The organism is Coprococcus sp. TF11-13 (assembly GCF_003481085.1).
GTDB classification, from domain to species: Bacteria; Bacillota; Clostridia; order Lachnospirales; family Lachnospiraceae; genus Coprococcus; species Coprococcus aceti.
Genome location: NZ_QUKK01000007.1, coordinates 62,380 through 86,789 on the forward strand (window position 1 = coordinate 62,380; position 24,410 = coordinate 86,789).

Annotated in this window: 24 protein-coding genes; all 24 read right to left on the minus strand. The window is 38.4% G+C overall.

What is annotated here, in order from left to right:
• Nucleotides 1-101 precede the first annotated feature (101 nt).
• The 24 genes from DXD11_RS11630 to DXD11_RS11740 all read right to left on the minus strand — a co-directional run bounded on the left by DXD11_RS11630 (nucleotide 102) and on the right by DXD11_RS11740 (nucleotide 24,368).
• A complete protein-coding gene (locus tag DXD11_RS11630) occupies nucleotides 102-1,004 on the minus strand; it encodes an NUDIX hydrolase (RefSeq protein ID WP_147360984.1) in 903 nt (300 codons plus the stop codon).
• A 33-nt stretch (nucleotides 1,005-1,037) separates the two neighbouring features.
• The gene (locus tag DXD11_RS11635) at nucleotides 1,038-2,384 is read right to left on the minus strand and encodes a hypothetical protein (protein WP_118758439.1); all 1,347 of its coding nucleotides are present in this window, start codon (nucleotides 2,382-2,384) and stop codon (nucleotides 1,038-1,040) included.
• 19 nt (nucleotides 2,385-2,403) lie between these two features.
• On the minus strand, nucleotides 2,404-3,366 hold the full coding sequence (gene rfbB / locus DXD11_RS11640; protein ID WP_118758440.1) for a dTDP-glucose 4,6-dehydratase: 963 nt from the start codon (nucleotides 3,364-3,366) through the stop codon (nucleotides 2,404-2,406).
• 105 nt (nucleotides 3,367-3,471) lie between these two features.
• On the minus strand, nucleotides 3,472-5,484 hold the full coding sequence (locus tag DXD11_RS11645; protein WP_118758441.1) for a hypothetical protein: 2,013 nt from the start codon (nucleotides 5,482-5,484) through the stop codon (nucleotides 3,472-3,474).
• Between the two features lie 730 nt (nucleotides 5,485-6,214).
• Nucleotides 6,215-6,985: a hypothetical protein gene (locus DXD11_RS11650; RefSeq protein WP_118758442.1), complete on the minus strand. Its 771-nt coding sequence runs from the start codon at nucleotides 6,983-6,985 to the stop codon at nucleotides 6,215-6,217.
• A 211-nt stretch (nucleotides 6,986-7,196) separates the two neighbouring features.
• A complete protein-coding gene (locus DXD11_RS14895) occupies nucleotides 7,197-7,400 on the minus strand; it encodes a 4Fe-4S dicluster domain-containing protein (RefSeq protein ID WP_118758443.1) in 204 nt (67 codons plus the stop codon).
• 124 nt (nucleotides 7,401-7,524) lie between these two features.
• Nucleotides 7,525-8,517: a Coenzyme F420 hydrogenase/dehydrogenase, beta subunit C-terminal domain gene (locus DXD11_RS11660; RefSeq protein ID WP_118758444.1), complete on the minus strand. Its 993-nt coding sequence runs from the start codon at nucleotides 8,515-8,517 to the stop codon at nucleotides 7,525-7,527.
• 23 nt (nucleotides 8,518-8,540) lie between these two features.
• Entirely contained in the window at nucleotides 8,541-9,986 is a 1,446-nt protein-coding gene (locus DXD11_RS11665; RefSeq protein ID WP_118758445.1) for a flippase, read from the minus strand.
• Nucleotides 9,979-11,250 carry a hypothetical protein gene (locus DXD11_RS11670; RefSeq protein ID WP_118758446.1) on the minus strand — a complete coding sequence of 424 codons (1,272 nt, stop codon included), beginning with the start codon at nucleotides 11,248-11,250 and terminating at the stop codon, nucleotides 9,979-9,981. The genes DXD11_RS11665 and DXD11_RS11670 overlap by 8 nt, the downstream gene beginning before the upstream one ends.
• Nucleotides 11,237-11,866 (minus strand): acyltransferase, encoded by a 630-nt coding sequence (locus tag DXD11_RS11675; RefSeq protein WP_199688742.1) that lies wholly within the window; start codon nucleotides 11,864-11,866, stop codon nucleotides 11,237-11,239. Before DXD11_RS11675 ends, DXD11_RS11670 begins: the two co-directional genes overlap by 14 nt.
• Entirely contained in the window at nucleotides 11,859-13,022 is a 1,164-nt protein-coding gene (locus DXD11_RS11680) for a polysaccharide pyruvyl transferase family protein (protein WP_118758447.1), read from the minus strand. The genes DXD11_RS11675 and DXD11_RS11680 overlap by 8 nt, the downstream gene beginning before the upstream one ends.
• A 5-nt stretch (nucleotides 13,023-13,027) precedes the next feature.
• Nucleotides 13,028-13,939: a hypothetical protein gene (locus DXD11_RS11685; protein WP_118758448.1), complete on the minus strand. Its 912-nt coding sequence runs from the start codon at nucleotides 13,937-13,939 to the stop codon at nucleotides 13,028-13,030.
• An 87-nt stretch (nucleotides 13,940-14,026) separates the two neighbouring features.
• Nucleotides 14,027-14,926, minus strand: a complete 900-nt coding sequence (locus DXD11_RS11690; protein ID WP_118758449.1) for an ATP-grasp fold amidoligase family protein — start codon at nucleotides 14,924-14,926, stop codon at nucleotides 14,027-14,029.
• A gap of 2 nt (nucleotides 14,927-14,928) precedes the next feature.
• Nucleotides 14,929-15,420: a PssE/Cps14G family polysaccharide biosynthesis glycosyltransferase gene (gene pssE / locus DXD11_RS11695; RefSeq protein WP_118758450.1), complete on the minus strand. Its 492-nt coding sequence runs from the start codon at nucleotides 15,418-15,420 to the stop codon at nucleotides 14,929-14,931.
• Nucleotides 15,421-15,894, minus strand: coding sequence for a PssD/Cps14F family polysaccharide biosynthesis glycosyltransferase (gene pssD / locus DXD11_RS11700; protein WP_118758506.1), 474 nt, complete (start codon nucleotides 15,892-15,894; stop codon nucleotides 15,421-15,423).
• Between the two features lie 21 nt (nucleotides 15,895-15,915).
• The gene (locus DXD11_RS11705; RefSeq protein ID WP_118758451.1) at nucleotides 15,916-17,166 is read right to left on the minus strand and encodes a nucleotide sugar dehydrogenase; all 1,251 of its coding nucleotides are present in this window, start codon (nucleotides 17,164-17,166) and stop codon (nucleotides 15,916-15,918) included.
• A 65-nt stretch (nucleotides 17,167-17,231) separates the two neighbouring features.
• Nucleotides 17,232-18,683: a sugar transferase gene (locus tag DXD11_RS11710; protein ID WP_118758452.1), complete on the minus strand. Its 1,452-nt coding sequence runs from the start codon at nucleotides 18,681-18,683 to the stop codon at nucleotides 17,232-17,234.
• Nucleotides 18,684-18,929: 246 nt separating this feature from the next.
• The gene (locus tag DXD11_RS11715; protein WP_118758453.1) at nucleotides 18,930-19,700 is read right to left on the minus strand and encodes a hypothetical protein; all 771 of its coding nucleotides are present in this window, start codon (nucleotides 19,698-19,700) and stop codon (nucleotides 18,930-18,932) included.
• Nucleotides 19,701-19,793: 93 nt separating this feature from the next.
• Nucleotides 19,794-20,546, minus strand: coding sequence for a CpsD/CapB family tyrosine-protein kinase (locus tag DXD11_RS11720; protein ID WP_118758454.1), 753 nt, complete (start codon nucleotides 20,544-20,546; stop codon nucleotides 19,794-19,796).
• Complete coding sequence (locus DXD11_RS11725) at nucleotides 20,543-21,361, minus strand: YveK family protein (protein ID WP_118758455.1); 819 nt, start codon at nucleotides 21,359-21,361, stop codon at nucleotides 20,543-20,545. The genes DXD11_RS11720 and DXD11_RS11725 overlap by 4 nt, the downstream gene beginning before the upstream one ends.
• A 54-nt stretch (nucleotides 21,362-21,415) precedes the next feature.
• Complete coding sequence (locus DXD11_RS11730) at nucleotides 21,416-22,426, minus strand: LCP family protein (RefSeq protein ID WP_055145509.1); 1,011 nt, start codon at nucleotides 22,424-22,426, stop codon at nucleotides 21,416-21,418.
• Nucleotides 22,427-22,454: 28 nt separating this feature from the next.
• On the minus strand, nucleotides 22,455-22,580 hold the full coding sequence (locus DXD11_RS14730; RefSeq protein ID WP_015534756.1) for a hypothetical protein: 126 nt from the start codon (nucleotides 22,578-22,580) through the stop codon (nucleotides 22,455-22,457).
• A 55-nt stretch (nucleotides 22,581-22,635) separates the two neighbouring features.
• Nucleotides 22,636-23,349, minus strand: coding sequence for a CpsB/CapC family capsule biosynthesis tyrosine phosphatase (locus DXD11_RS11735; protein WP_118016843.1), 714 nt, complete (start codon nucleotides 23,347-23,349; stop codon nucleotides 22,636-22,638).
• A 263-nt stretch (nucleotides 23,350-23,612) separates the two neighbouring features.
• Complete coding sequence (locus tag DXD11_RS11740) at nucleotides 23,613-24,368, minus strand: hypothetical protein (protein WP_015534754.1); 756 nt, start codon at nucleotides 24,366-24,368, stop codon at nucleotides 23,613-23,615.
• Nucleotides 24,369-24,410 lie beyond the last annotated feature (42 nt).

Sequence of the window (24,410 nt, forward strand, 5' to 3'; positions counted from 1 at the left end):
AAAAAAACAGAGAGACTTACATCTCTCCGCCTTTTTCAATTTATATTATATAGCAAATCTTATCATATTTGTAACCATTCTCCCATATTACATATAACACATTACATTTCCGCCCCGGCTCTTCTCCGCTTCAAACACCAGCTTCTCTCCAGTTCCAACGCCCCTAGCGTAAATCCATCATCTATCTTCTTCTTACTAACCCATATCTCCATCTGTTTCCTTGTTAACTCAATGGTAGATATAATCCCTTCATGGCCGCAACGTTGTTTGTAGGCGCCTATATTGGTCAAAAATACATGGACGCAGCCTCCTGTGAGGCCACTGTCGGCAGCTATACGACCGAGCTCTATCGGCTTTCCTATGATATCAGCGCCCAGTTCCTCTCTAATCTCACGGCGTACATCTTCAATCGGTGTACAATTTGGATCAGAAAAACCACGAGGGCATGCATACTGTATTCTTCTGATTGCATGTCTGAACTGTTCCAGCAAAACATATTTTCCTTTGTGCTTCGCCAGAATAACCACACCATCGTTCCCATTTGGCAGGACTCTCTCATAAGCCATAAGTTCATTATCATCCTTGCGTATCGGATCTACCACCATCATGTTATATGCGCTGCTGTAAACAACTCCATATTTACGGCTATGCAGCTCCTCGTCACGGAGGATCTGTTTTCTGGCCTCTAAAGTATCCAGGGACGCTATCGGATACGATTTATATTTCGAATCCTCTTTTGTTATATTCCTATCTTCACAAAGCTTTAAATATCTCTTCAGTTCTTTTGTCAATGTGTATCTTATTTTTTCGCCTTCACAAAAATGTTCAGAGTTATCTAATCCTTTCATGACCGAATTCACATATGCCTTACTTTTTCTAAAGGTAATCCGAACCATATCCCTAAGCAATTGCCAGATTTCCGCTAAGGATTCTGATAATGACAAAGCATCAAGTCCAGGAATCTTAGCTATGAGCGAAGTCACGATCTCTGTAATTATCAGCATAACCATTGTCTGAATACCCGAAGGAACCGAATTTCAAAATGCTACAGCAGGTTTTATCCAACTATTTTGCATAGCTTTTGCGGTCCAATAATCACCTGTCAGTTCGGGACTTATCACTATTAGAAAACACAAAATAGCAAATACTATTTTCTTCAATATTCCACATAAAAGTTTCAGTTTTCTTCTATGTTTGTCCTTCTTAGCGTTATTCTCATAATAGAATACATAATTCCTATCTATTTCTGGTTTATCCTTGACATAACCTACAATTCTTGCAGCATTAACGATCTTTGGGGGTCTATATTTTCCCAGTTTGAAGGTCTTAAAATCATTTTTCTCATCAACAAGATATCTTTCATCACGTTTCCTTCCACCATCCCACGTGCGCTTCAATCGCTTAGAAAAGTCACATTCAAATGTATTCTCACCATGGCAGGCACTACCCCAATCTTCTAAATCCCTCACATCATAATGCCTTGACACGTTTGATATACTGCTCTCGCAAGCATAGTTATAACACAAATCAACAATTGCCTGTGCATATTGACACCCCTTGACATTTGTGCCTGTTTCTACCAATTTTTTAAGCTTTCTGATATACACTGAACGATTATTTTCATTCTTATTTTGCTTATATATGTTATCAAGTATCGTTTGAGCACTTCCCCACAGCTCCACATTATCTTTCGGAACATATAAACGTATAACCTTATCCAATATCGAACTGAATTTCCAACAGCCCAACTCACCATCAGCCCTTGGACTTATGTATATATCATGCATCATGCTCAATTTGATCACGGTTTCCATAAAGCTATACAAGTTCTCCAATATCTCAGCCATAGCATCCCAGGATAGATTAGTCTGGTGCTCACCATCATTGTCCACTTCAACAAATATATCTATGAGCTCATCTCGCCTGTTCTTATAATCATCATTATACTGCTCACCATTCTCATTCTTCTTTAGTGCCAAAGCCAGCTGACCGTACTCATATATTTCAGACAAATCAGAATACAGAAGGCACCTCTTCATAATTGCGGTAAGTCGTTTCTGGCTATATTTCAATGGAAGTGCGGAATATATAAATTGCTTGTCATCCTCTATCGAATCCATCAAATACTGGGACACAGTACGTATATCGCCATACTGGGATATCTTGATAACCCCACTATCAAACAATTTCAGCAAAGCCTCTTTGTATTCTCCGTTTTTTAGCAGGCTGAAAAAGCCCCTCGAATCCACCATCTGATTATAAGTCAAGACAACTATATTACCATTTGTCACAATCTCATCGTACAAGGCAGCCTGTCCCACAATTATCTCCTCATCTGTTTTGCGCACAGAATCCAATTCAAACAAATATACATATTTACTCATTTCCTCACACTCCCGTATCCTACATTCCCCTCAACCTATCTAAGTACCACCTGATAGTTCGCCGTATTCCATCATCGAAATTCACCTCCGGCCGCCAGCCAAGAGTCTGTTCAATCTTAGTTGAATCGATAGCATACCGCAGATCATGGCCTTTCCTATCGGCGACAAATGTTATGAGTGACTCGGGCTTACCTAATTCCCTGCAAATCATCCTGACAATTTCAATATTTGTCCGTTCACAATGACCGCCCACATTGTATATCTCACCAACTTTTCCCCGGGTCAATATCGCATCTATGGCACGGCAATGGTCATCCACATGTATCCAATCCCTGACATTTATCCCCTGTCCATAAACAGGCAGCGGCCTGTCTGCCAATGCATTTGTCACCATCAAAGGGATAAGTTTCTCAGGGTACTGGTATGGTCCATAATTATTTGAACACCTGCTGATGGTAACCGGTAAGCCATACGTTCTATGATAAGCCATAACCAAAAGATCTGCTGCCGCCTTCGAGCTGCTGTACGGCGAGCTCGGACAAATAGGCGATTCTTCAGTGAATAACAAATCCGACCTGTCAAGAGGCAGATCTCCATACACCTCATCCGTACTGATCTGATGAAATCTGCCGACATCATATCGCATGCATGCATCCATCAACACGGACACGCCCTTGATATTAGAATCAAGGAACACCTCCGGGTTATCTATAGATCTGTCTACATGCGACTCTGCTGCAAAATTCACGACCACATCCGGCCTCTCCGCCTCAAATATACGATACATCTCACATCTATCGCATATATCCGCCTTATAAAAAACAAAATTAGACCTGTCCAAGACAGGTCTAATCGTATCCAGACTTCCCGCATATGTAAGTTTGTCCACGCACACAAACTCATACTCAGGATATCTATCCATCATATAAAATATAAAATTACTCCCAATAAACCCAGCTCCGCCGGTGATAAGAATCTTCATATGTTATACCTCTTTATGCAAAACAAGTTGTGTTTGGATTACGTTTGGTTTAAGTATAACATAAAGATCAGCAAAGGATACTTTTTTTAATATTTGTATTATATCTCATTCATCTCCACCTGACGCCTCGGTAATTTGATGACTTTTTGGGGAATTTAAATTATTATAAATTGTTATAACCCTGCATATCTCATCCAAACCAACAAACATGACTTTTTTATTCATCAGCCGAGCTAAAAACAACAAAGTTCCTTTTAAACTATTGTCAAAATACTGCGGCGCAACTACCGCAATTACATCCACCCGTGAGTCTATCATCCCCTGTTCGACAAATTGTCTAATGATTTCTTGCCCCTCTCTTGACGTTGACAACAATGGCTTATCTATCAAATCAAATTCTGAACATGTTTTTGATTTTGTACTAGCTTTATTCTCAGTATTCTTCTTTATAATTCCTATCATTTGATAATAATTATTTAAAACCGATATTTGTGCTGAAACATCTCCAAATTCTCCACCCTTATGTGGTTGTGGGCGGAATCCTGGCAAAGCACCGTAAAACACCTTTGGAAGACATACTAAATTGGGCTTTGAAAGGCATTTCCGAATTTCACAGAATGAACATTTTTTACCTGCACACTTCTCTTTCATCCTAACCGCATAAGTTTTAACATTATCTGGCACATCTAATCTTTGCTTAAAATAATCAACATCCTCAAATAAAATTTCAACTTTTGAATCTAATTCCGTATTATTATGAATAATACAAAGCTCATCATCCATGACACACATTTGATAACTAAGCGATTTATGATTGTAGATTTTGGCAATATTATTATTAATTTGTTTTAGCAAAGAGGGCTTCGGAATGTACCAGGATTTCAGCTCTGTTGCTCGATGCCCTTCTCCACACATAATGGAAATAGGAGCATTACAACTACATTCAAGTTGACCTTTTCGATTAAACGTAAGTTGGCTTCCACAGTTTGCACAATACGGCACCTCGTATGTCCCACATTCATGACAGAATACCTGAGGGATTTCCATAAAAACTTTTTCATCATTAAGAAGTGAATGTATTGTAGGAGAAATAGGAATACGATATTCCGTCTCCACATCAAGCGAAGATATAACCTGAGTCAATATCCAATTATACGCTCCAACTTTTGATGTTGATACACCATTCCATTTGATTTCAACTCCCATTTCCTTAAATATTTCTTCTGCAGGATTTCCCTTAAGGCTATTGATTTCTTCAAGGATTATTTCAATTGCCTCCTTCGACCATGCAAATAAGACAGAGGATGGAAGATGTTTATATATTCCCAAATTTCCTTTATTCATATTGTACTTCACTGTAGCTGTAGTATTATCATTAATAGATGCAATATAGCTACCTGATGTGTCAAAACGATTACCTCTAATACGCTGCATTTCGTCTTCTTGTTGTTCTGTAAAACCTGCAGGATTAGATATAGCAGTCTTCTCACCCGACAATCCTTGGAGCACGATTCTACTCATAGCCTGTGCATTTGTACACCTATCAATTGCGCGCTTTGGCGGTTTTATCTGGGTTAAATTATTTCCTAACTTTTCAGCAATTAGTTTTATTACACATTGCATCATCTTTTCATGCTTGCTAATACTAGCAACATAATTTCTCTCTTTACCAATCCACAAACAGCCTCTATGAAGTTCCCAAATCTGCTCTGCTTTTCCTTCTTCACTTACATAGTTATACAACTTTCCATATGTATATAACAGTTCCAGTCGATCATCTATATCTTTAACAGCAACATATCGTAAATGTCTAAATTTATTGGAATCAATCCACGGCTCTTCTTTTCCTTCTAACGCCAGTAGATAACTCATGTTTTCATCTGTCAGCGGGCGATCAAATCCCCATAACGTAAATGTTACACGATTTCCATATACATAATCATCAACAAGACGTTCAATTTCCTCATCTTGAATTCCGCATAATAGAACTTTTTCAATTATTTCATTTTTTTCTTTTCCTTTAACCGAGTCTTCATCCACACCATGAAATAACGCAATATCAAACAGGGCTTGCCAAGGTAAAGTCATCAATTTTTTAATTTTTTCATCTTTTTCCATTATCTACCCCTTTTAAACCACCAGCAGCTTTACTGTTGATCCACCTTTCCTCTAATCTTCTGCCACTACTTCCAACACTGTTATACACGGTCACCGTTCTAATAGTATTTATTTCAAATACACTGCCTTTATTTCTGTTGTACCTGAGCCAGCAAATTTATCGTCACATAACTTTACAAGATCCACCCTCACGCAACAACCATGGTCTTTTCTAATATTATACCATACCATGGTATTTATTGTAATTCATTTTGGATTTTTTCATTATCGTATATTATTATTATAGGTTTCCAATGCAGTTTTTTCACTCATAACCAACAATTGCCAGCCCTCATGGGCTGGCAATCACATCATCAAATCCATGTATACATCCTATCTACAAATCCCAAACAACTCCCTCTCATACACACAATACTCAATCCTTTCCTTAACGCTCTCCTATAAATATAAGAATAAGGAACTCTGCCTTAAGTAGATCCGTCGAAATCTCCGTCTCCAACGACGCCGTATCAACGGCTGTGCCGTCCGCCTCTTCACCATCCTATGATGTAACATTCATCTGTACAAAATTAAAACATTGCTGTATCTAATAATAAATTGCTATGTGTTACAGAAATTAGAGTAAGCATCGCAAGATTATGAATAGTATCACAACACTGGTTGTGGTTCTTCCTGATACATCGAACACTTAGCGAACAGTTAACTTAATGGCATTGCCTCAGATTTGCGTTTATCCTATCTTCTTTACACCCCAAGTATCTTTCACTAATTCTTTCGTAGATGATACAACTACCGACGCTCTATAATAATGTGTAACACATTTCTCATCTTCACAAGAGAACTCAAATATCAATTTTACATCATCATAATATTCCACATTTCTAATCCATCCCTGATTGCTGACTTCCTTTATAATTTCTTTATTTTTCATTTTTACTATAGTATCTTTTCCCGGTTCTAACGAGTTTTTCTCAAACAAAATTTCTTTCGTAGATAATATTATTGCCTCGTTACACTCTGCTCTAAAATCAATAGCTCTAAGTCCAGATACTATCATAGTCGTAACATTTCTTACCGAAATACTTATATCACCATAATTCCCTGAATATGAAGACAATTTAATTTCAAATTTCGGAAACATATTAGAATCTTGGATATTTTGGTTATATTGCTTTTCAGCAAGCACCATACTTCTTTTTTGTAACTCCATTTGTAATCTATTTACCTCTTCTGACTTATTTTGCAACTTTTCATTTTGAAAATAAGTCATTATTCCTAATATCGAGGTTCCTGCAAATGTAAAAAGCCCTCCATAATATAATAGGATATCACCTATATTATAATCCACATTCCAAAAATCTGATTTAACATTCTGGACATAAATATAATTGATTATAAATGGTAACATTACTACCATTATTATTCCCACTAACGCCACTATGATTATTATTTTTAACTTTGGATTTTTCTCTCTTGATTTCTTCATTCTTTTCTTTTGCATCTATACCCAGCTCCTCTAGCAATAACCTCATACCTACTTCCCTCAATACCACCTTAACGCTCTGGAAATATTCGCAAAATATTCATTTCCTGTTCATTTCCCGTTCATCTGCACCTGACACCTTGGGTAACACATTCATCTTAGAATTCATGATGTCCTGTCACTTGCACCTGGTTCCTCTTAAAGCAAACTTAGCCTATTGGCATTGCAACTAGCACATACGTGCTACTTTGATTGGACACACCTTGATGCACTGGTAGCATCGAACACATTTACATTCATCAATCTGCGGATAATCAAATCCTTCCTCGTCCTCTACCATAGAAATGGCCTCTTTCGAACAGATAGCATAACACGCTGTACATCCACAGCATTCTTCTTTTCTTTTATATAATACTGGTATTTCTCTTTCCACCTTTTACCACCAACTATTTTTATTTTCTCCTAATCTTTCTCAAAAATGATTTCTCATCATTCTACAACCCAATGTCGACGTATTTCTTAGCAACATACTCAATCAACACAAGTACGCAATAGACCTAACTTCTAACTTTTTTTATCAATTTTTTGAAGAAAGGAAGATTTTTTGCGTATCTTTTTATTATAGTAACCAGCATTTCTTTATTACTGTCTGGAACCCATTTTTTCACTAAAACATCATATGATAATGTACTAGCATCTTTAAAGAAAGCATCTCTATTTGGATTTTTCTGCACAGATTCGTTAATTTTTCTGCCATCCAATTTTATTTCTTGTTGTGTATCAATCTGGAGTATGTTAACTCGATCTTTTATCATATCAAGTAACATATTACCTTTAGGTGAATGAACATAAACACCCGTTGTACCCAAATTGTCATCCATTGCTTTTTGAAACACACCAATATGCCAACAATCTCCAAATGTAAGATCTGAACATCTATCTATTCCTTTAAATGCGCACTCAGAACATGACGATCTCACATTTAATTCCGACATAAATGTTTTCATATATGATTTAATTAAAAATGTTTGCTCATCTGATGAACCATCTTTAAATATAATTTTCACATTGGGAGCCGCATATCCAAATGACTTATCTCTGAAATGTATGTAAGCAATTTTCTTTCTGTATACACGCTCTATTTCTAAACGCCATGCCGTATAAATTGCAGGAGAAGGGACTCCATAGCAAACAAGATCTATCGTATATAATTTTTCATCTTTGTTGTGTAAATACGCCTTAATACCTGCAACCTGACATGGTGTCCCAACAAATAAAACTTTCTTTGATGAAGATAAATAACTTTCAACTTCTGCAAAACAATTATTCAGTCTACTTTGTACATATTTTGACTCACACAATTCATCAATCTCCGCCACAGAAGTTACTAATTTATGAACAACCTTCCCTTGTTCATCATACCCGGCTGCGCATACAACTCCACCTGTCATAATAAAAGACCTAGCAATTTCTGAGAACGTCCCCCCAGATGTACTGCGCAATCTGATTTTTTTTTGCTTACTTTGAACAGCGTATGAAATAACATTCATTCTTTATTTATCCTTTTTACTATTTATTTTTTTAATCTTGAAATAAACGATAAAAATATTTCGTTTTTGGTACGGTAAAAATAGAAAATGCTAAAACCTAAATACCAAACGGCACCTATTGCTATTTCTAATAACATTGCATAAACAGTATTATCATCAATTACGCTCGACACAAACCTTATAAGCAAAAGCATAAACATTCCATTAATTAAAAAAGGGACACTTTTACTAATAAACTTTGTTATTTCAAGTTGCTTATACGAAGCAATTGTTTGTATCAACATCACTATTGCTTCTGCACATAATGTGCCAATAGCCGCTCCGTTCGCATGATATCTAGGAATTAATAAAAAATTAATTATGACATTTGAAACTGCTCCAATCACAATAGAGCTGACATAAATTTTATCTTTTTCATTTGGAATCAAATATTGCATACGAACAACATTTGCCCAAGAAATAAATGGTACACTAATAGCCAAGAGTTTCGTAATAGTAATACTAGAAGAAAACTCATTACCATAAAAAAAGGGAATAAATATATCTGCTATGGAGTAAATACCGAAAGATATAGCAAAAGCAACAAACATAGTAATTTCAATTGATTTCAGCAAATACTCTTTCTGCTTTTTTATTTCACCATTTGCAACTAAATTTGACATTTTAGGCAACATAACTGCACCCAATGATCCTACCACGCCTAAACATGTCGTAATTAACTTATCAGCATTTTCATAATACCCTACCTCAGTCATATTACTTAAAGCACCAATCATCACCTTATCCATCACACGATAAATACTTGTTGCAATAATTGGAATAAATAAAATCAAAACTGCTTTAAAATTAGATAAAGATTCTTTTATTGATACAGGCGAGAAAGTAACATACGATTTAATATTTGCAAATAAATATATTTGGCTAATTAGCACTCCAAAGCTTAATATAGTCGTGTACTTCCACAAGTCTAATGGACTCTTAATAAACAGAAAAATACAAATCGCGGAACATATTTTTACAAGCATCTGTCTTGTAACAGTCACTTTAAAATTTTCCATTCCCCAAAACAACCAACTTATATCAAAAACTGCAGACAATACAAAAAAGCCTTGTAACAACGAAATATTTCTATTTTCATGAACCAAAATAAAACAATATAACAAATAAGCTACAAACGCTATTAATGAAGTTAAAATCTGGAGCTGATAGATACTAGAAAAGGTATAATTTCTTTGCGCTATGTTATCTCTTACTTTCGCAATACTCCTATTTCCATAATTAGAAATACCTAACATAGCAAAATAGACAAAATATTGTGCTATAGAATATGTGTAAGAATATATACCCGTTCCCTCAGCGCCAACTACACGCGAAAGATATGGTGCCGTAATTAATGGCAATATCATAATAAGTACTTGATATGCCATACTGTACATGTAATTTTTTCTAATACTCGGTTTGTTATCCATAAATATTTTTTCCCTCTCGCAAAATAGCTGGTATCATACATATATAAAATACATCTGCAACTGTTGCATTTTGTGCAAATATAGATGTCGCAATACTTGACGAAAGAATTGTTGCAATAAAAAAAATAATAATCACCCTAGCCATATTATTTTGATTACACTTATCATATAGATACTTAAAAGCAAAATACAAAGCAACAAAAAAAATCATTAAACCAATTAAACCTGTTTCCCCAATAACAGCAGGCCAAAAATTATCAGTTAAATACAGCGGATTATCAAATGTGAAACCATATCTATTACTTAATCCATATATTCCATATATTGGTGAATAATATTTTTGTGCAGCCGCTGTACCGAAAGTTGCAAGTCCCGCACCCAGTGGAAAATACTTTTTAAATAAATTTATACCGACATACAATAATATACTTCTCGCTTCTGTTGTTGTGGTAAAATAAAAAATCAACTGATTCCATGCGACTATAATACCAAGCAAGCCCAACATAACAAAATAACCAATTTTAATTTTTAACTGTTTTTTCTTTATTTCATACATACGTAATAATAAGACAAGCATAATATAAATAGCACAAAAAGCGAATCCTCTACTACGTCCGGTAAATAACCAGAGGCACATGTTTAATATCACATATGTGATTTTTTCCCTATTTATTCCATTTAAAAGATCAATAGAAAGGATAAGGATAAACATGTAGCAATACCAACTAAAAATAGCAGCAGTATCATAGATGTATGAAAAGCAATACATACCATACCTTATATCATCTCTCATACCGAGATCCATAATTTGATTCAAAATTGCAAGTACTAAACCCAACACAACTAAGCTTCTGACTAATTTGACAACAATTGAAAATATCCACTTAACATTCTTTAAGGAATCGAATAATGCTAAGCCCCCAAGAATCATCATAAAGAATTTTCCGTAACTTAAAATATCTGTAAGAATTGCCGCTGAACTTCTATCTAACTTTGATACAGCATTACCAAAAGTCCCGACTATAATAAACAGAAAAAAAGCAACGATTATTTTTCCTTCAATAATACTTATAGAATGCCTCTTAACTCTGTTAAGAACAAATACAGCAAATGAAAATAAAACTGTAAATTCATCAATATATGAAAAAACAGGAATAGCATTTTTTAGTGGTTGCATAAACAATAGCAGTATCGAAAGTACGAGCGTAATATTCTCTGCAAATGATAGTCGTGGTATTACAAAAGATGATTTAATGTCCCTCATAGTTTTTTCCTGCCTCAATTTTGTGGTTCTTAGAAAATTCATTCCATAAATAATCATCCACGTTTATATTATCTGCCTTAACAGACTGAATCTTATCGCTATATATTTTTCTATTTTTCTTTAATTCCTCAAATGAACCAATAACTTCTGCCGGAACCCCCCCAACTACAGTTCCTGGTAGAACATCTTTATTTACGATAGCCCCCGCTGCAACAATAGCGTTAGGTCCAATACTTACTCCCGGTAATATTCGCGTTCCAGCACCAATAAATACATTTTCATATATTTCAATACAGTCAGCAAATTCTTGAAAGCACCTATGCCCTTCAATACCGTCAAAAATCCAATGGATAATATCATGCATCGTAAATTCAACATTAGATGCAATAGCCACATTATCATGAATTTTTAACATATTTCCATCCGTAGGATACTTTCGTGGTTGCCAATGAACATGATCTCCAAGCATTGCTAACTTTTTGTGTTTTCGTAACCACTTCACTCTCCCCTGTGCTGTTGGTATTAAATAGAACCAAATTCTTTCTGCTACCTCAAACTTTGCATGTAACAAATATTTTTTACTCACTTTTAAAGATTTATCAGAATATTTACTCAATTGTGATTTCTCCTTGTAATGCAGTTTTTAAATATTGTAAAGATTCTTGTCTTCGTTCCTCTCTCAATTGATTAACCTTATCATAATCAATTTGAGTTTTAACTCTAAATATATCGCCATCATATCTACGTGATTCTAGATTTAGTTGTTGACACAAACTATCTATTCTTGAATTACGTGATCCTGTACCATCATTAAATCTATCAAATGTACAAAATAATTTTTCATTGAGAATTGAGAACACCGAGCCATGGAAAGAATCCGTTAGCACATATTCTGCACCGCGTATTAAGTTTACAAAATCATCCGAAGCAGCATCAAACAAACAAATATCGGCAAATTTCAAATCTTCTTGAACAAAATTATCTAAAAGTGGTAATGTTACAATTTTCAAATTAGTCATTCGTTGAAGTTCTTTTGCCGCTTTGCGATGTTCATAATTATTTCCCAAAAAATAGCAAAAAATATACTTTTCCTCAACAATTCTACGGAACGGAATTATTTCTCTCCAATCTTCAGGTGTCAATAATAATGTAGGGTCTACTACTACAGGTACATCTCTTTCTGTTAACTGTTTGATAATATTAGTTCCACTCTTTTCACGTGAGCTTAAATAATGAAATCTTTTTAAAAATTTTGCAGTTTTTTTTCTCTGATACATTGGAATTTTACTAACTCCAAAACTAGTTGCATAAGCAATTTTACGTTTATCTTCTGGAACAAATTGTAAATTATAAAATCCTGTTGCCAGACCACTTGGTAACCATAATTGATCACTTCCTACAAGGAAAGTCTCATAATCTTTTGCAGAGTCTTTTAGCGCATCATATCCATAAAATATTGGTGAAAGTTTTGTAAAGTATCTCTCTGCAAATCTATCGAATATTTTATTTCTTTCCTTACATTTTTCATATAATTCCGGATATTTTTTTATTTTTTTATTTAAGATGTAAGCAGAGATTTTCCCTTTCATTAATAATGGATCAAATAGTCTTGGCAAACTTTTTATTATAAATCTCAAATCATATTTTTTCTTATATCGTATTATTTCATATTCGTATCCTAGTTTTTCTACCGCAACTTCAGTTGCCAATACTTGAAGTTGACTTCCATAATTTCTTGTTTCTTGGCATACACATAATCCAATTTTTTTCATTATAATTAACCTCTTATATGTTTCTGTTTCATTTCCGAAATTAATGTGTTTCGTATTTCAGGATAATAATCTATAAGATTATTGAACTGAGACCAGAATAACATATTACCATTGTCATTAATATCTGTTAATTTAATAGTAGACTGACTTCCATAAACATCCACTGGTTTTGGATGATTTCCTTTTACAATTTTTATTCTTGTGCCTGCTTTAATTGCCATAAACCAGAACCAAATATCATCATTAGTAGGTGCCAGTCTACTAAATAATTCTGAGTTTCCAACTTCATTATCCAATGAATTGATAGGATACAGCACACCACCTACACCAACTAATTTATTCAAAAAAGACGCTCCATGATGATATTTTTTTCCTCCACCTATCGCATTGAATTTTCCATTTTCATAACTAAATTTTGTCGCTTTATGACAGTAAATACAATTTTTATCGTCTGAATAGGAACTATATAATCGTTCTAACCAATTTGGAGCATAATAAACATCGTCATCTGCTGTAACAATTATAGCATCTGGATGTTTCAGCAATGAAGGAACAAGTTTTTTAAATGACCGATAATCATTACACCAGCAAATATTTAATCCAAATTGAGTCAACTCTATTAGCTCACTTGGTAAATCCTTTTCTAAATTTGGAAATTGTTCTTTGGCTAACCATAATTCAATCAAATCCGGTTTTACCGATTGTAGCAAAATTGTTTGTATCGTTTTATGTACTAAATGAATTCTTCCTGGAAACGATGTTAAACTCACAATTATTTTTTCATTTCTTTTTTGCGTATTCAATAAAGTACAGGGATACTGTGTTGCTTTTTTCCATCTCTGAAAATAAACAATATCCATATATTTACTAATGCACAATTTTATTTTATTTTTTGACAATATAAATAATTTTGACATATTTTTCTCTCTTAAAAGGTGAAAATAATTTTTGGCCAAGATCCAATACGATTTCTAACACCAAAGGATTATTAATCTTTTTCATAGTTAAATATTTCTATTTATAAAATCCCAATATGGAATTTTTAGTTTTTCGCCAAACATCAAGTCGGTTTCATACTTTATATCTGGATCAAATCCTGAATTAGGTGATAAAGTAATCTCCCCAAAATAAATTTTTCCTTCTATGTTGTACAAATCTATTCTTGCAAATAAGAAGTCTTTTGACAACTTTTTGGCAATTTCAAGCATAATATCTAGATTTTTAGGTTTTGGTATGTCTATATCTTGTAGATTTTCATCCCCTTTATCTAGAGGTTGAAATTTCCAATCCTGATCAAAAAACAGATATGATGCTCTATGAGTATTTTTGCTAAATCTATCTCTGCATACTAAGATGACATCTGGCACCCCATTAAAGCAATAGATTTTATAGTCCATCGGAACTTTGCCGTTATCAGAAATAAATTCTTCACAAAGAATCATGGGCTTAATGTTTCGATATTGGTACTCACGACCGATATAAAAAAAATTACTTTTCAGTGATTTCTCAATCTTGCTCCTTGCCTCGCTATTATCCAATTTGTCTTTGTTTGTGCAAACCACCAGACCACCAGAATCATGATTGCACTTCAAAACAAACTGTTTTGGAAGCAAGGAGAAATTAATGTCATCGTATTTCTCCCAACTGCCTAGCAACGGAATCAGATATTTCTCCCCTATTTTTTCTTTCACATAATCCCTTACCAGTAGCTTATCAGACACTATTGATTGTAATGGGAACCTATAGTTAAATTTCAGCCACTGGAGTTTTTCATTTAACGTTGTTGGATTATCTGCATCTAGTTTTCTTCCAACTCTTAACCGATAATAAAGCTTAACATAGCTTTTATCTGGTAGAAACCTTAAACTTTTTTTTAATAGGGTCATAATTTTATCTCTGTTCATATTCAAATTCCTTTTATATACTCTTCAATGCTACTTATAATATTACTCGTATTTGATTCATAACCATTATAACTTGCTTTCTGCACTGTATCTAACGCATCGCTCAATTTGTTGGTATCCCGACAAGGGCAAATCAAATTCAACTCATCAAACTGCTTAATTAACTGAAGCTGATGGTCATCAACATGCTCACCATATTTTACAAGTCTAGGAACTGCAATTACCTTTTTACCCTTTTTTACGGCTCCGATAATAGCTCCAGTGCCTCCATGTGTTATGACAATGTCCGCTTTTCCCATTTCATTGCTAAACTCATCCCTGTCCAAAAACTTTTTGTAGCTATATTTTCTAGGTAAATAATCACTGTAACCAATCTGTGCAAACACACCTGCTGCATCAACAATTTCTTTTTCACATAATTCATCCACAGCCTTCAGTAGTCTATTAAACTGAAATTTCTGTGATCCGAGTGTTATAAAAATCTTATTTCCCATTTAATAGATTCCTCCTAAATATATGGCTTTAGGATAGACTTTCAACATTGGCTTCCACTGAACATAAAACTGATCTGCAAATTTATAGAGCAATTTCCCTGTTTCTGTTGGAGACGTAACCTTTGCAAAAGACTCTATGTAAATCAGTTTTTTACCCATAAGTTTAGAAATCAAACAAATCGGTATCATAGCAAGAACTCCCGTGCAGATGACTACATCAGGCTTCTCTTTTCTGTAAATGCCGATAGATTTCCAAGCATTTTGAATCATCCGCCAGATAAAGTCCTTCTCTCGGCGGTTGACTTGCTTCACATAATATGTTCTTTCACCTTTTTCTTCTGCACTATAGTCTGTCTTTTCAGTAATCACAAAACTATCATATTTTTCCATCAGTGGCTTTAGCATCATAAGCTGCTCATAATGTCCACCGGATGAAGCTGCAAAACATATCTTTACTTTTTTCTTTTCATCCATCTCTCTACTAACCCACACTTATTAATCTCTACCAAACAAATCTCTCGAATAAACCTTATCCTTCACATCATCCAGGCACTTATCGTAACGGTTTGCGATAATGGCGTTGCTCATTTCCTTGAACTTAACCAAATCATTGACCACGACACTACCAAAGAAAGTCTCACCATCCTTCAGGGTCGGCTCGTAAATCACCACGGTTGCACCCTTCGCCTTAATGCGCTTCATAACACCCTGAATAGAGCTCTGGCGGAAGTTATCGGAATTGGACTTCATGGTCAGACGATAAACACCGATGGTAACAGCTTTCTCCTTGTCCTCATCAAACTCATTCTCCGCATCGTAGCCATAATATCCAGCCAGCTTCAGGACACGGTCGGCGATGAAGTCTTTACGGGTACGGTTGGATTCCACTATTGCTTCAATCAGATTCTCCGGCACATCTGCATAGTTGGCCAGAAGCTGCTTGGTGTCTTTGGGCAGGCAGTATCCGCCATAACCAAAGCTCGGATTGTTGTAGTGGCTACCAATACGAGGATCAAGGCAGACCCCTTCAATAATCTGCTGGGAGTTCAAGCCCTTGCTCTCTGCGTAAGTATCCAGTTCGTTAAAGTAAGCCACGCGCAGAGCCAGATATGTATTGGCGAACAGCTTAACAGCCTCTGCTTCGGTGAAGCCCATGATCAGAGTGTCAATGTTCTCCTTGACTGCACCTTCCTGCAGTAAACCGGCAAACTCGTGAGCAGCTTCAACTAGACGCTCATCATTTAGGTCAGTACCAACGATTATACGAGAAGGGTAAAGATTGTCGTACAAAGCCTTGGACTCTCTTAAAAACTCCGGGCTGAAGATGATGTTCTTGCTGTTGAACTTCTCGCGCACGGATGCGGTGTACCCCACAGGAATCGTGGATTTGATAACCATAATGGCGTTCGGGTTATATTCCATGACCAGCTTGATCACTGCCTCGACTGCGCTTGTGTCGAAATGCTGCGTGTGGCTGTCATAGTTCGTAGGGGCCGCAATTACAACAAAGTCCGCTTCAGAATATGCAACCTTTGCATCCAGCGTTGCTGTCAGCTTTAATTCTTTTTCAGCCAAGTATTTTTCAATATATTCATCCTGAATTGGAGACTTATGATTGTTAATAAGATCCACTTTCTCAGGAATAATATCAACAGCAGTTACCTGATGATGTTGAGAGAGCAATGTCGCAATTGACAGTCCAACATACCCAGTACCAGCAACCGCAATTTTATAATCAGTTTTCATTGTCATTTATCCTCCTGCATCTAAGTATCTCTATTTTTAATTCACTTATAGAAAGCATCCGTATACTACTTAGACCCTTCTCTTCCAAGCACCACCTTAATCGTCTTAAGTATAATCTTCATATCAAGTCCAAAGCTCCAGTTTTCTATATACTCCGTATCCAGTCTCACAACCTCCTCAAAGTCCGTGATGTCGCTTCGACCGCTCACCTGCCACATTCCGGTGATTCCAGGCTTTGTTGCAAGTCTGCTCTTGTGGTGCATCTCATACTGCTCCACCTCTGAGATGAGAGGCGGTCTTGTTCCAACCAGTGAGAGATCCCCTTTAAGCACATTGAAGAACTGTGGGAACTCATCTATGGAGAAGTCTCTGATATACTGACCTATTCCCTTCTTCTTGGTGCCGTCCGGCAGGATCTTGTTGCCTATGACTCTCGGGTCGAAGTCCATCTTGAACATCTTCGAATCGCTCATGGTGTTCTGCGCCATGAGTTCCTTCTTGCGCTCCTCAGCGTCCATGTACATGCTTCGGAACTTGTACATCTTGAATATCTTGCCGTTCAGTCCCACTCTCTCCTGCTTGAAGAAGATCGGTCCCGGGGACTTGATGTATATGACAGGTCCTATAAATATGGTGAGGATGAGCGTAAATACGCTGCCCACCAGACCACCTATTATATCTGCCGTTCTCTTGAGCAGCATCTGCTTTGGTGTTGCGTAGTTCATCATGGTCGTGACCACGGTCTCACCATTTATCTTCTGGATGAGCTGTTTGTCGCCGTGGGTCCTCACGATGGATGATATGCACATGTGAACTGTGATGCCGCCCTCGATAAATGCGTCTATCAGCGTGTTCGCATATCCGTATGCCCCACGCACATCCACGTATATCTCGTCCACCCATGCGGTTCTCACATAATCAACTGCACTGTTGTAATCCGCCACCACCGGCACTCCCTGAATCTCCTGACCGACGAGATTGGCATCTATCACCATGACACCTACTATATCAAACCCGGAGTAGTTCTTCTCCTTGAGTCCTGCCACCACTTCATCTGCTACATGTCTGGTGGTCATGACTAGGAGCTTCTTGCCCTTGCCATGCTCTGCATATTTCTCAAGATGCTTCTTCCACAGGCTCCTCACCGCAAATGTGGCATACACATATATGGCCCACATGAGCAGGATGGTAGTTCTAGAATATATAGATGTATCCTTGAGGACAAACACATACAGAAGGAGCAGTGCAACTATCACGAAACCGTTCTTGAAGCTGGATATGAATTCCCTGAAGTATCCTCTTCTGAGAACGCCTTCATATGTATTCAGGAATATCATGGCTACTATATCCGCAAGCTCTGTGATGATAGCCAGTGCCAGATAATCTCTGCTCGCATACGGATTGATGAATCCATGTCTGATCTGGAATGCCACAAGAAATGACAATTGAAGTACTATAAGATCCAGCAGCATGAAGTCGAAGTGCTTCAGCCAGCCTTTTGCGCCTTTCTGATACATAATTTTCTCTCCTCATCCTCTGTCGTCAGGGTCATATTTGTGCCCGCATGACCCAGTCTGTTGATTCATACATGAAATGACTCAGCCCGTGTGATTGTCGGCTGAACCTTTTCATCTGTAAACCATGATACGCATTAAATGGTCTGTTATTTATCACCCACACTGGCGGCGCGGAACGTCCTGTGGCATGGACATTCGTTTTGCGCCACCGGCTAGGGCTTGGAACTATTTAACATAGCAGGTTGATTATTTAACCTTGTAAATAATTGACTTGCTGTATGCCTTGTAGTTCTTTGTTGCAGCAACCTTAACAGTGATTCTTACCTTTGTGCCCTTCTTGACACCCTTACCAACAGTAATCTTGCCATTCTTAACCTTGACCTTCTTATTGGCTGACTTGTAAGTAACCTTTGCCTTTGCCTTAACACCAGATACAGTGATCTTCTTCTTAGAAGCATTTACCTTAACCTTAACAGACTTCTGAGCAGCCTTGTTAATTGTATAGTAAATTGTCTTTGTACCCTTGTAGTTGTTGATACCCTTTACGGTAATCTTATACTTGCCAGCGTTCTTAGCCCTAGTTACACCAGTAATCTTGTAATCAGTACCTCTCTTGAGAACTGTGTTACCATACTTAACTGTAACCTTGGTTGTCTGATTCTTAGCATTGTATGTCTTTGCAGCAGCAGTAGCCTTGTAGCTCTGCTGTGCGTTAACTGTGTACTTAACTGTTGTATCGCCTGAATAGTTACCTATTCCCTTGATCTTAACTGTGTATGTACCAGCCTTTGTTGCCTTAAGGCTTCCTGAAACGACTTTGAAATCCTTGTTCAGGGTAAGTGTCTTACCGTTAACAACAATTGTTGTTGTCTGGCTCTTTGCATTGTATGTAAGAGACTTTGCTGTAGCAGACTTAACGTCTACCTTAGCTGGTGATGATGTAGCTGCAAATGCAACTGTTGGCACCATCATTGCGATACATACAACTATAGCCAAAAGCTTCTTTAAATTCTTCACAATAAATTCCTCCTTCCCAAAAAGTTCTATTGTATTGAATATATGATAAAACGCCCTGCACGCCACTATACATGGCGTTATATCCAAAGTGAATTATTTTGACGGGGTACTGTCGCTGGAGGCTGCAGCCTCTTTGCCGTAAGTGCCATAACCATAGCCGTACTGGCTATAGTATTTGCCATACTTGCCGTAGTATTTCTTGTATGCTCTCCCCGTTGTCTGGGCTCTGTTGAGTATGACTCCAAGCAGCGTACAACCTACCTGGTCAAGCTGCTGGAATGACTGTTTGATGAGACTTCTTGATGTCTCACCTGCTCTGACTACCAGAGCTGCGCCATCGCACAGTGATGCGATCTGAGCGGCATCCGCCACACTGCCAAGCGGTGGCGAGTCTATAATGACATACCTATATGTCTCTGCCAGCTTGTCAAGAAGCTCTGCAAATCTAGCATCCTCCAGAAGAGCCGATGGGTTCTCCAGAAGGTTCATACAAGGTACGATGTATGCATTTTCTACCTGTGTTTCATAGATGACATCCTCCATCTCGGACTGTCCCGACAGGAAATATCCAAGATCCGGAAGCTTGTCAGCATCCTTTATGTGATGTCTGTCCTTTATGACTGACTTACGAAGATCCACATCCACCAGCACTGAAGGGAATCCTGCCTCGGCGAGCATCTTCCACAGGTTGATCGCCACGCTGCTCTTGCCCTCATTTGGCATGCTGCTGGTTATGAGTATCTTTCTTGTGTTCTTGCCACAGAACTTTATGTTGATCCTGAGACGGTTCATCGCCTCCTCCACTGCATATGGGAGTTCCTGAAACTCTATGTTAAGCTTCTTCATGCTCTGACCCTCTCTTTCCTGTTATGTTTCTTTCCAGGCTCTTCATCTGAATCGTCTGTTCTGAACTGGTTGCTCTCAGGTATTGTCGTGAGCGGTACTATTCCGAAATACTTCTCCATGTCGTCTGCTGAGTGGATCGTGTCATCCATCAGGTATCCCACAATGACGATCAGGCAGTAGATGAGTGCTCCAAGCAATGCACCTATGGCGGTGTACTTAAGGTAGCTTGGTCCGACCTTCTGGTCTGCTACCCTTGCAACCTGGGCTATGTTAGGTGCGCTTGTGCTCATGGTATCCGGGAGATACTCTATCGACACGTTTGCCAGTGTATTTGCAATGTCACATGCCTGCTGCTTGTCAGTGCTTGTGACCGTGATCTTCAGGACTCGTGTGTCTGAAGGATTCTCAAGGGTTATCATCTTGGCAAGCCCCTCTGAGTCCATGTCAAGGCCGAGCTTTTCGATGACCTGGTCGAGAACCGGATAGCTGAGTATCAGGTCTTCGTAATCCTTGGTCAGGGATGAACCGATGTTCAGATCCTGGAGATTTACTATGGAATCATCTGATGCTGATACCACATACAGCTTGGCTGTCGACTGGTATGTCGGCTTGATCAGGAAGTATGCAAATGCGTTGAACAGCACCGCACCGATCAGGAAGCACAGTATGATGTATGGGAGCTTCTCAAGAAGCGCCATTCCCATGTCCAGGAGATCGATCTCGTTTTCATCATCCTCTGTATTCTTGTATGTGTTCACTGCGGCTATCTGTGTGGTCTCATCCTGCACAGCAGCCATTTTCTTGTTGGAATTCATATATTCCCTCCATCCGTTTTTTGTATCTATATCCCCTGCATCAAATGTGTGATGCTAGTTATATTCCTTGTAGAACAGCTCTACGATCGCCTGCTGAAGGCTGTCCGCATCCGGCTCCACCTCGACAAATCCGAGATCATCTACGGTCTCTGTTCCAGCTATCGACACCGTTCCGGCGTCCTTTTCCTTGAGAACAAGGAGTGCCAGCTTGGAGAACTTCTGTGAGCTGATGTCAGTCACCATGTAATCTCCCAGGGCGTCATATATGGTCAGTGGATATGTGTTATCCTCGCTGCACTTTGCCGCCAGGTTATCCTTGAGTCCTGCCTTGTACACCTCCTGACGCTTCATTCGCTGGGTGTTGGATTCATCTCCCACATCGAATCTGTCATGGATAAAATGTACTGCCTGCTCATCGGTCAGTGTGATGGTCTCTCCCTGCTTCATGGTCTTATCCACCTTGGAGAAATCATCCTCTATGGTAACCGTGACTCCGCCAGCCAGATTGTTGATGGTTCCTATGGCCCCCATATTCACCGCTGCGTATCCGTCTATCTTCTGGCCGCCAAGGAAGTTTGACACCGCCTTGACCACGTTCTCGCAGCTTATCTCCATTCCGTCACCATTCTCATGTGCCAGAGCAAGCTGTGCCGGGCTCGTTGCAACGTAGGTTCCGTCGGGATCCAGTGTATCCTGCTCCACTATGGTATTTCTGTCTATGCTCAGCGTCTTGTATGTTCCATCTGTCAGGTCTCTGACCATCAGCATGACCACATCGCATCGGCCTGCCCCCTCATAATCGGTGACTTTCTGAACCTTGCCCATGTTGTCGATTCCCATAAAAAGATATGTTTCTATATTCTTCTTGGGAACGTATTTGACTCCGTCCACCTCGATCATGCCTTCGACCGCCTGTGTGCCCGATGCATTGTGTGATGCATTTCCTTTTGTCGGTCTGAGTGCTATCGCCAGTGCAATGCATACGACCAGTATGGCTGCGATCACAAGTCCAAGCTTCTTGTATATTCTCTTTTTTTCTGATAGTGTTCTGTTCCTGTATGACATATGTATCACCTCGTCGGAATGTAATGTGCTATCTCAGAACGTTCAGCATAAGCAGGTCTGTTCCCGCTGTAGGCCACTTCTTCTCGCACACAATAAGACCACACAGTATTATGAACAGCACAATACTGATGATTATCGCTGTCTTCTTAGACATGTTGTTGTCCTCCATCTATCTGTTTATCTTGTACATGTTTCGTTGTTATTGCTGATTATGGGTGTATCTGATGTTCTTTCAGGAGCTTTGTTCCGTAGCTGTCCATGTTCTCCAGGAATTCATGTCCCAGCTTCTTCTCCAGCACCTCGCGGCCAAGCCACAAGTTCGGCACCCTGTGATGCATACCATGGCAGTCGCTTCCTATGATGTGTACCTGTCCTTTCTTGAACATCTTGAGCATTTTGCCCTTCTGTCTGAAATCCAGAAGTGTCGCCGCATTCACCTGCACCGTAACTGGCAGTTCAAGGATCTGTCTCACATATGGCTTGTTGCCTGGTATCTGTAAGAATCGCTCTATATGAGCTAGTATGATATGGAAATGTCTCTTCTCAATTAAGTCTCGTACTTCCTGCACTACCGAATCACTCCATGTCACAAACGGCATCTCCAGCAACATGATATCAGTTCCTTCTACTTTTAGTGCGTCCGTTTTCTCCGCTCTGCTTATTCCTGCAAAAAACGCGACCTCTGCCCCCATTATAATCTGCGGTATGTCCATATTCTCAGCCATGACTTTATCATATGCTTTCTGTCTTGAATCAATGAACCTCTCCACAGTATTTGAATCAGCATAAAAGTGCGGCGTCGCTATCATAATATCAACGCCGTGCTCTTTGCACATCCGAAGCATGCCTATAGATGTCTCGACATTCCTGCTGCCGTCGTCTATACCCGGCAGTATGTGTGAATGAAAATCTATAACACCCATGTTTTCCTCCTGTTTTCTTTATAAAAAACTATAAATATTTATATAGGAAAATTCTTTATACATGCTCACCCCCTAATTTAACAGTTTCTTCACAATTTTTCAATTCCATTTGCGATTTAAAATCGACAAAAATCCTCGTTGATTTTTTGCTTAACTATACAATTTGTATAAACCACTTTATTTTCTTAATCCAATTTCTTCCATAATAAAAAAGCGGAATATGATATTTCATATCCCGCCGTGTCAATCTCTTCTTTATTCTATTATACATACATCTCCGAGCCGTTGCCCAGGCAGTATATTCCAAGCTGTCCGCCCTTGCCGCACCCGCAGTCGATGGCAACGTTGTTGTTCTTCTTAACGATCTTGCCCTCACCGCCGAGCTCTGTGGTTGGCACATGTCCAACGACGAGTGTTCTGTTCTTGTAATATGTCTTGTCCAGGTCTGCTGGCTCTGTGATGAAGTCCTCTGTGTCGTACTCATCCAGTTCCTTCTTCGGATCGAAGTTTCTTATTCCGGCGTGAACCAGCACAAATTTCTTTCTCGCCATCATCACTTCGAGGAACGCTTCCTCAGAAATCTCATCTATATACTCTATGACATCCTCACGCTCTTCATCATCAAGCTGCAGGAACTCCTCCACCGCACCTGAGAGCTCTTCTCCAAGCATGGATGTTATCTTGTCTACCAGCATCTGTGGTGGCACCTCACCTGTGGACTGGATATGGTCATTCAGTGCCTTGAGTGCCTGTGTGATCTTGTACTCGTTCTCACCGACAACTGCGATGACATTATCTCTGCTCATCATATCCTGAAGTATCTTCATGGATCCGCCACCTGCTCCGATTATATTGCCAAGGACATACAGGACATCCTCGCCCTCAAGGGTGCTGATGACTGCCTCCTCGTTCATGATGTCCTCTTCCTTTATATCGTCAAGGTTCTGAAACTTGAGTTTCTTGAGTGCTCTCTTGTATGCCTCATAATCCCCGTTAATTCCTGAAATAGCATAAAACATGTCTATCATCCTCCTAAGTCTTTTCCTTCTGCCGACTGTGAG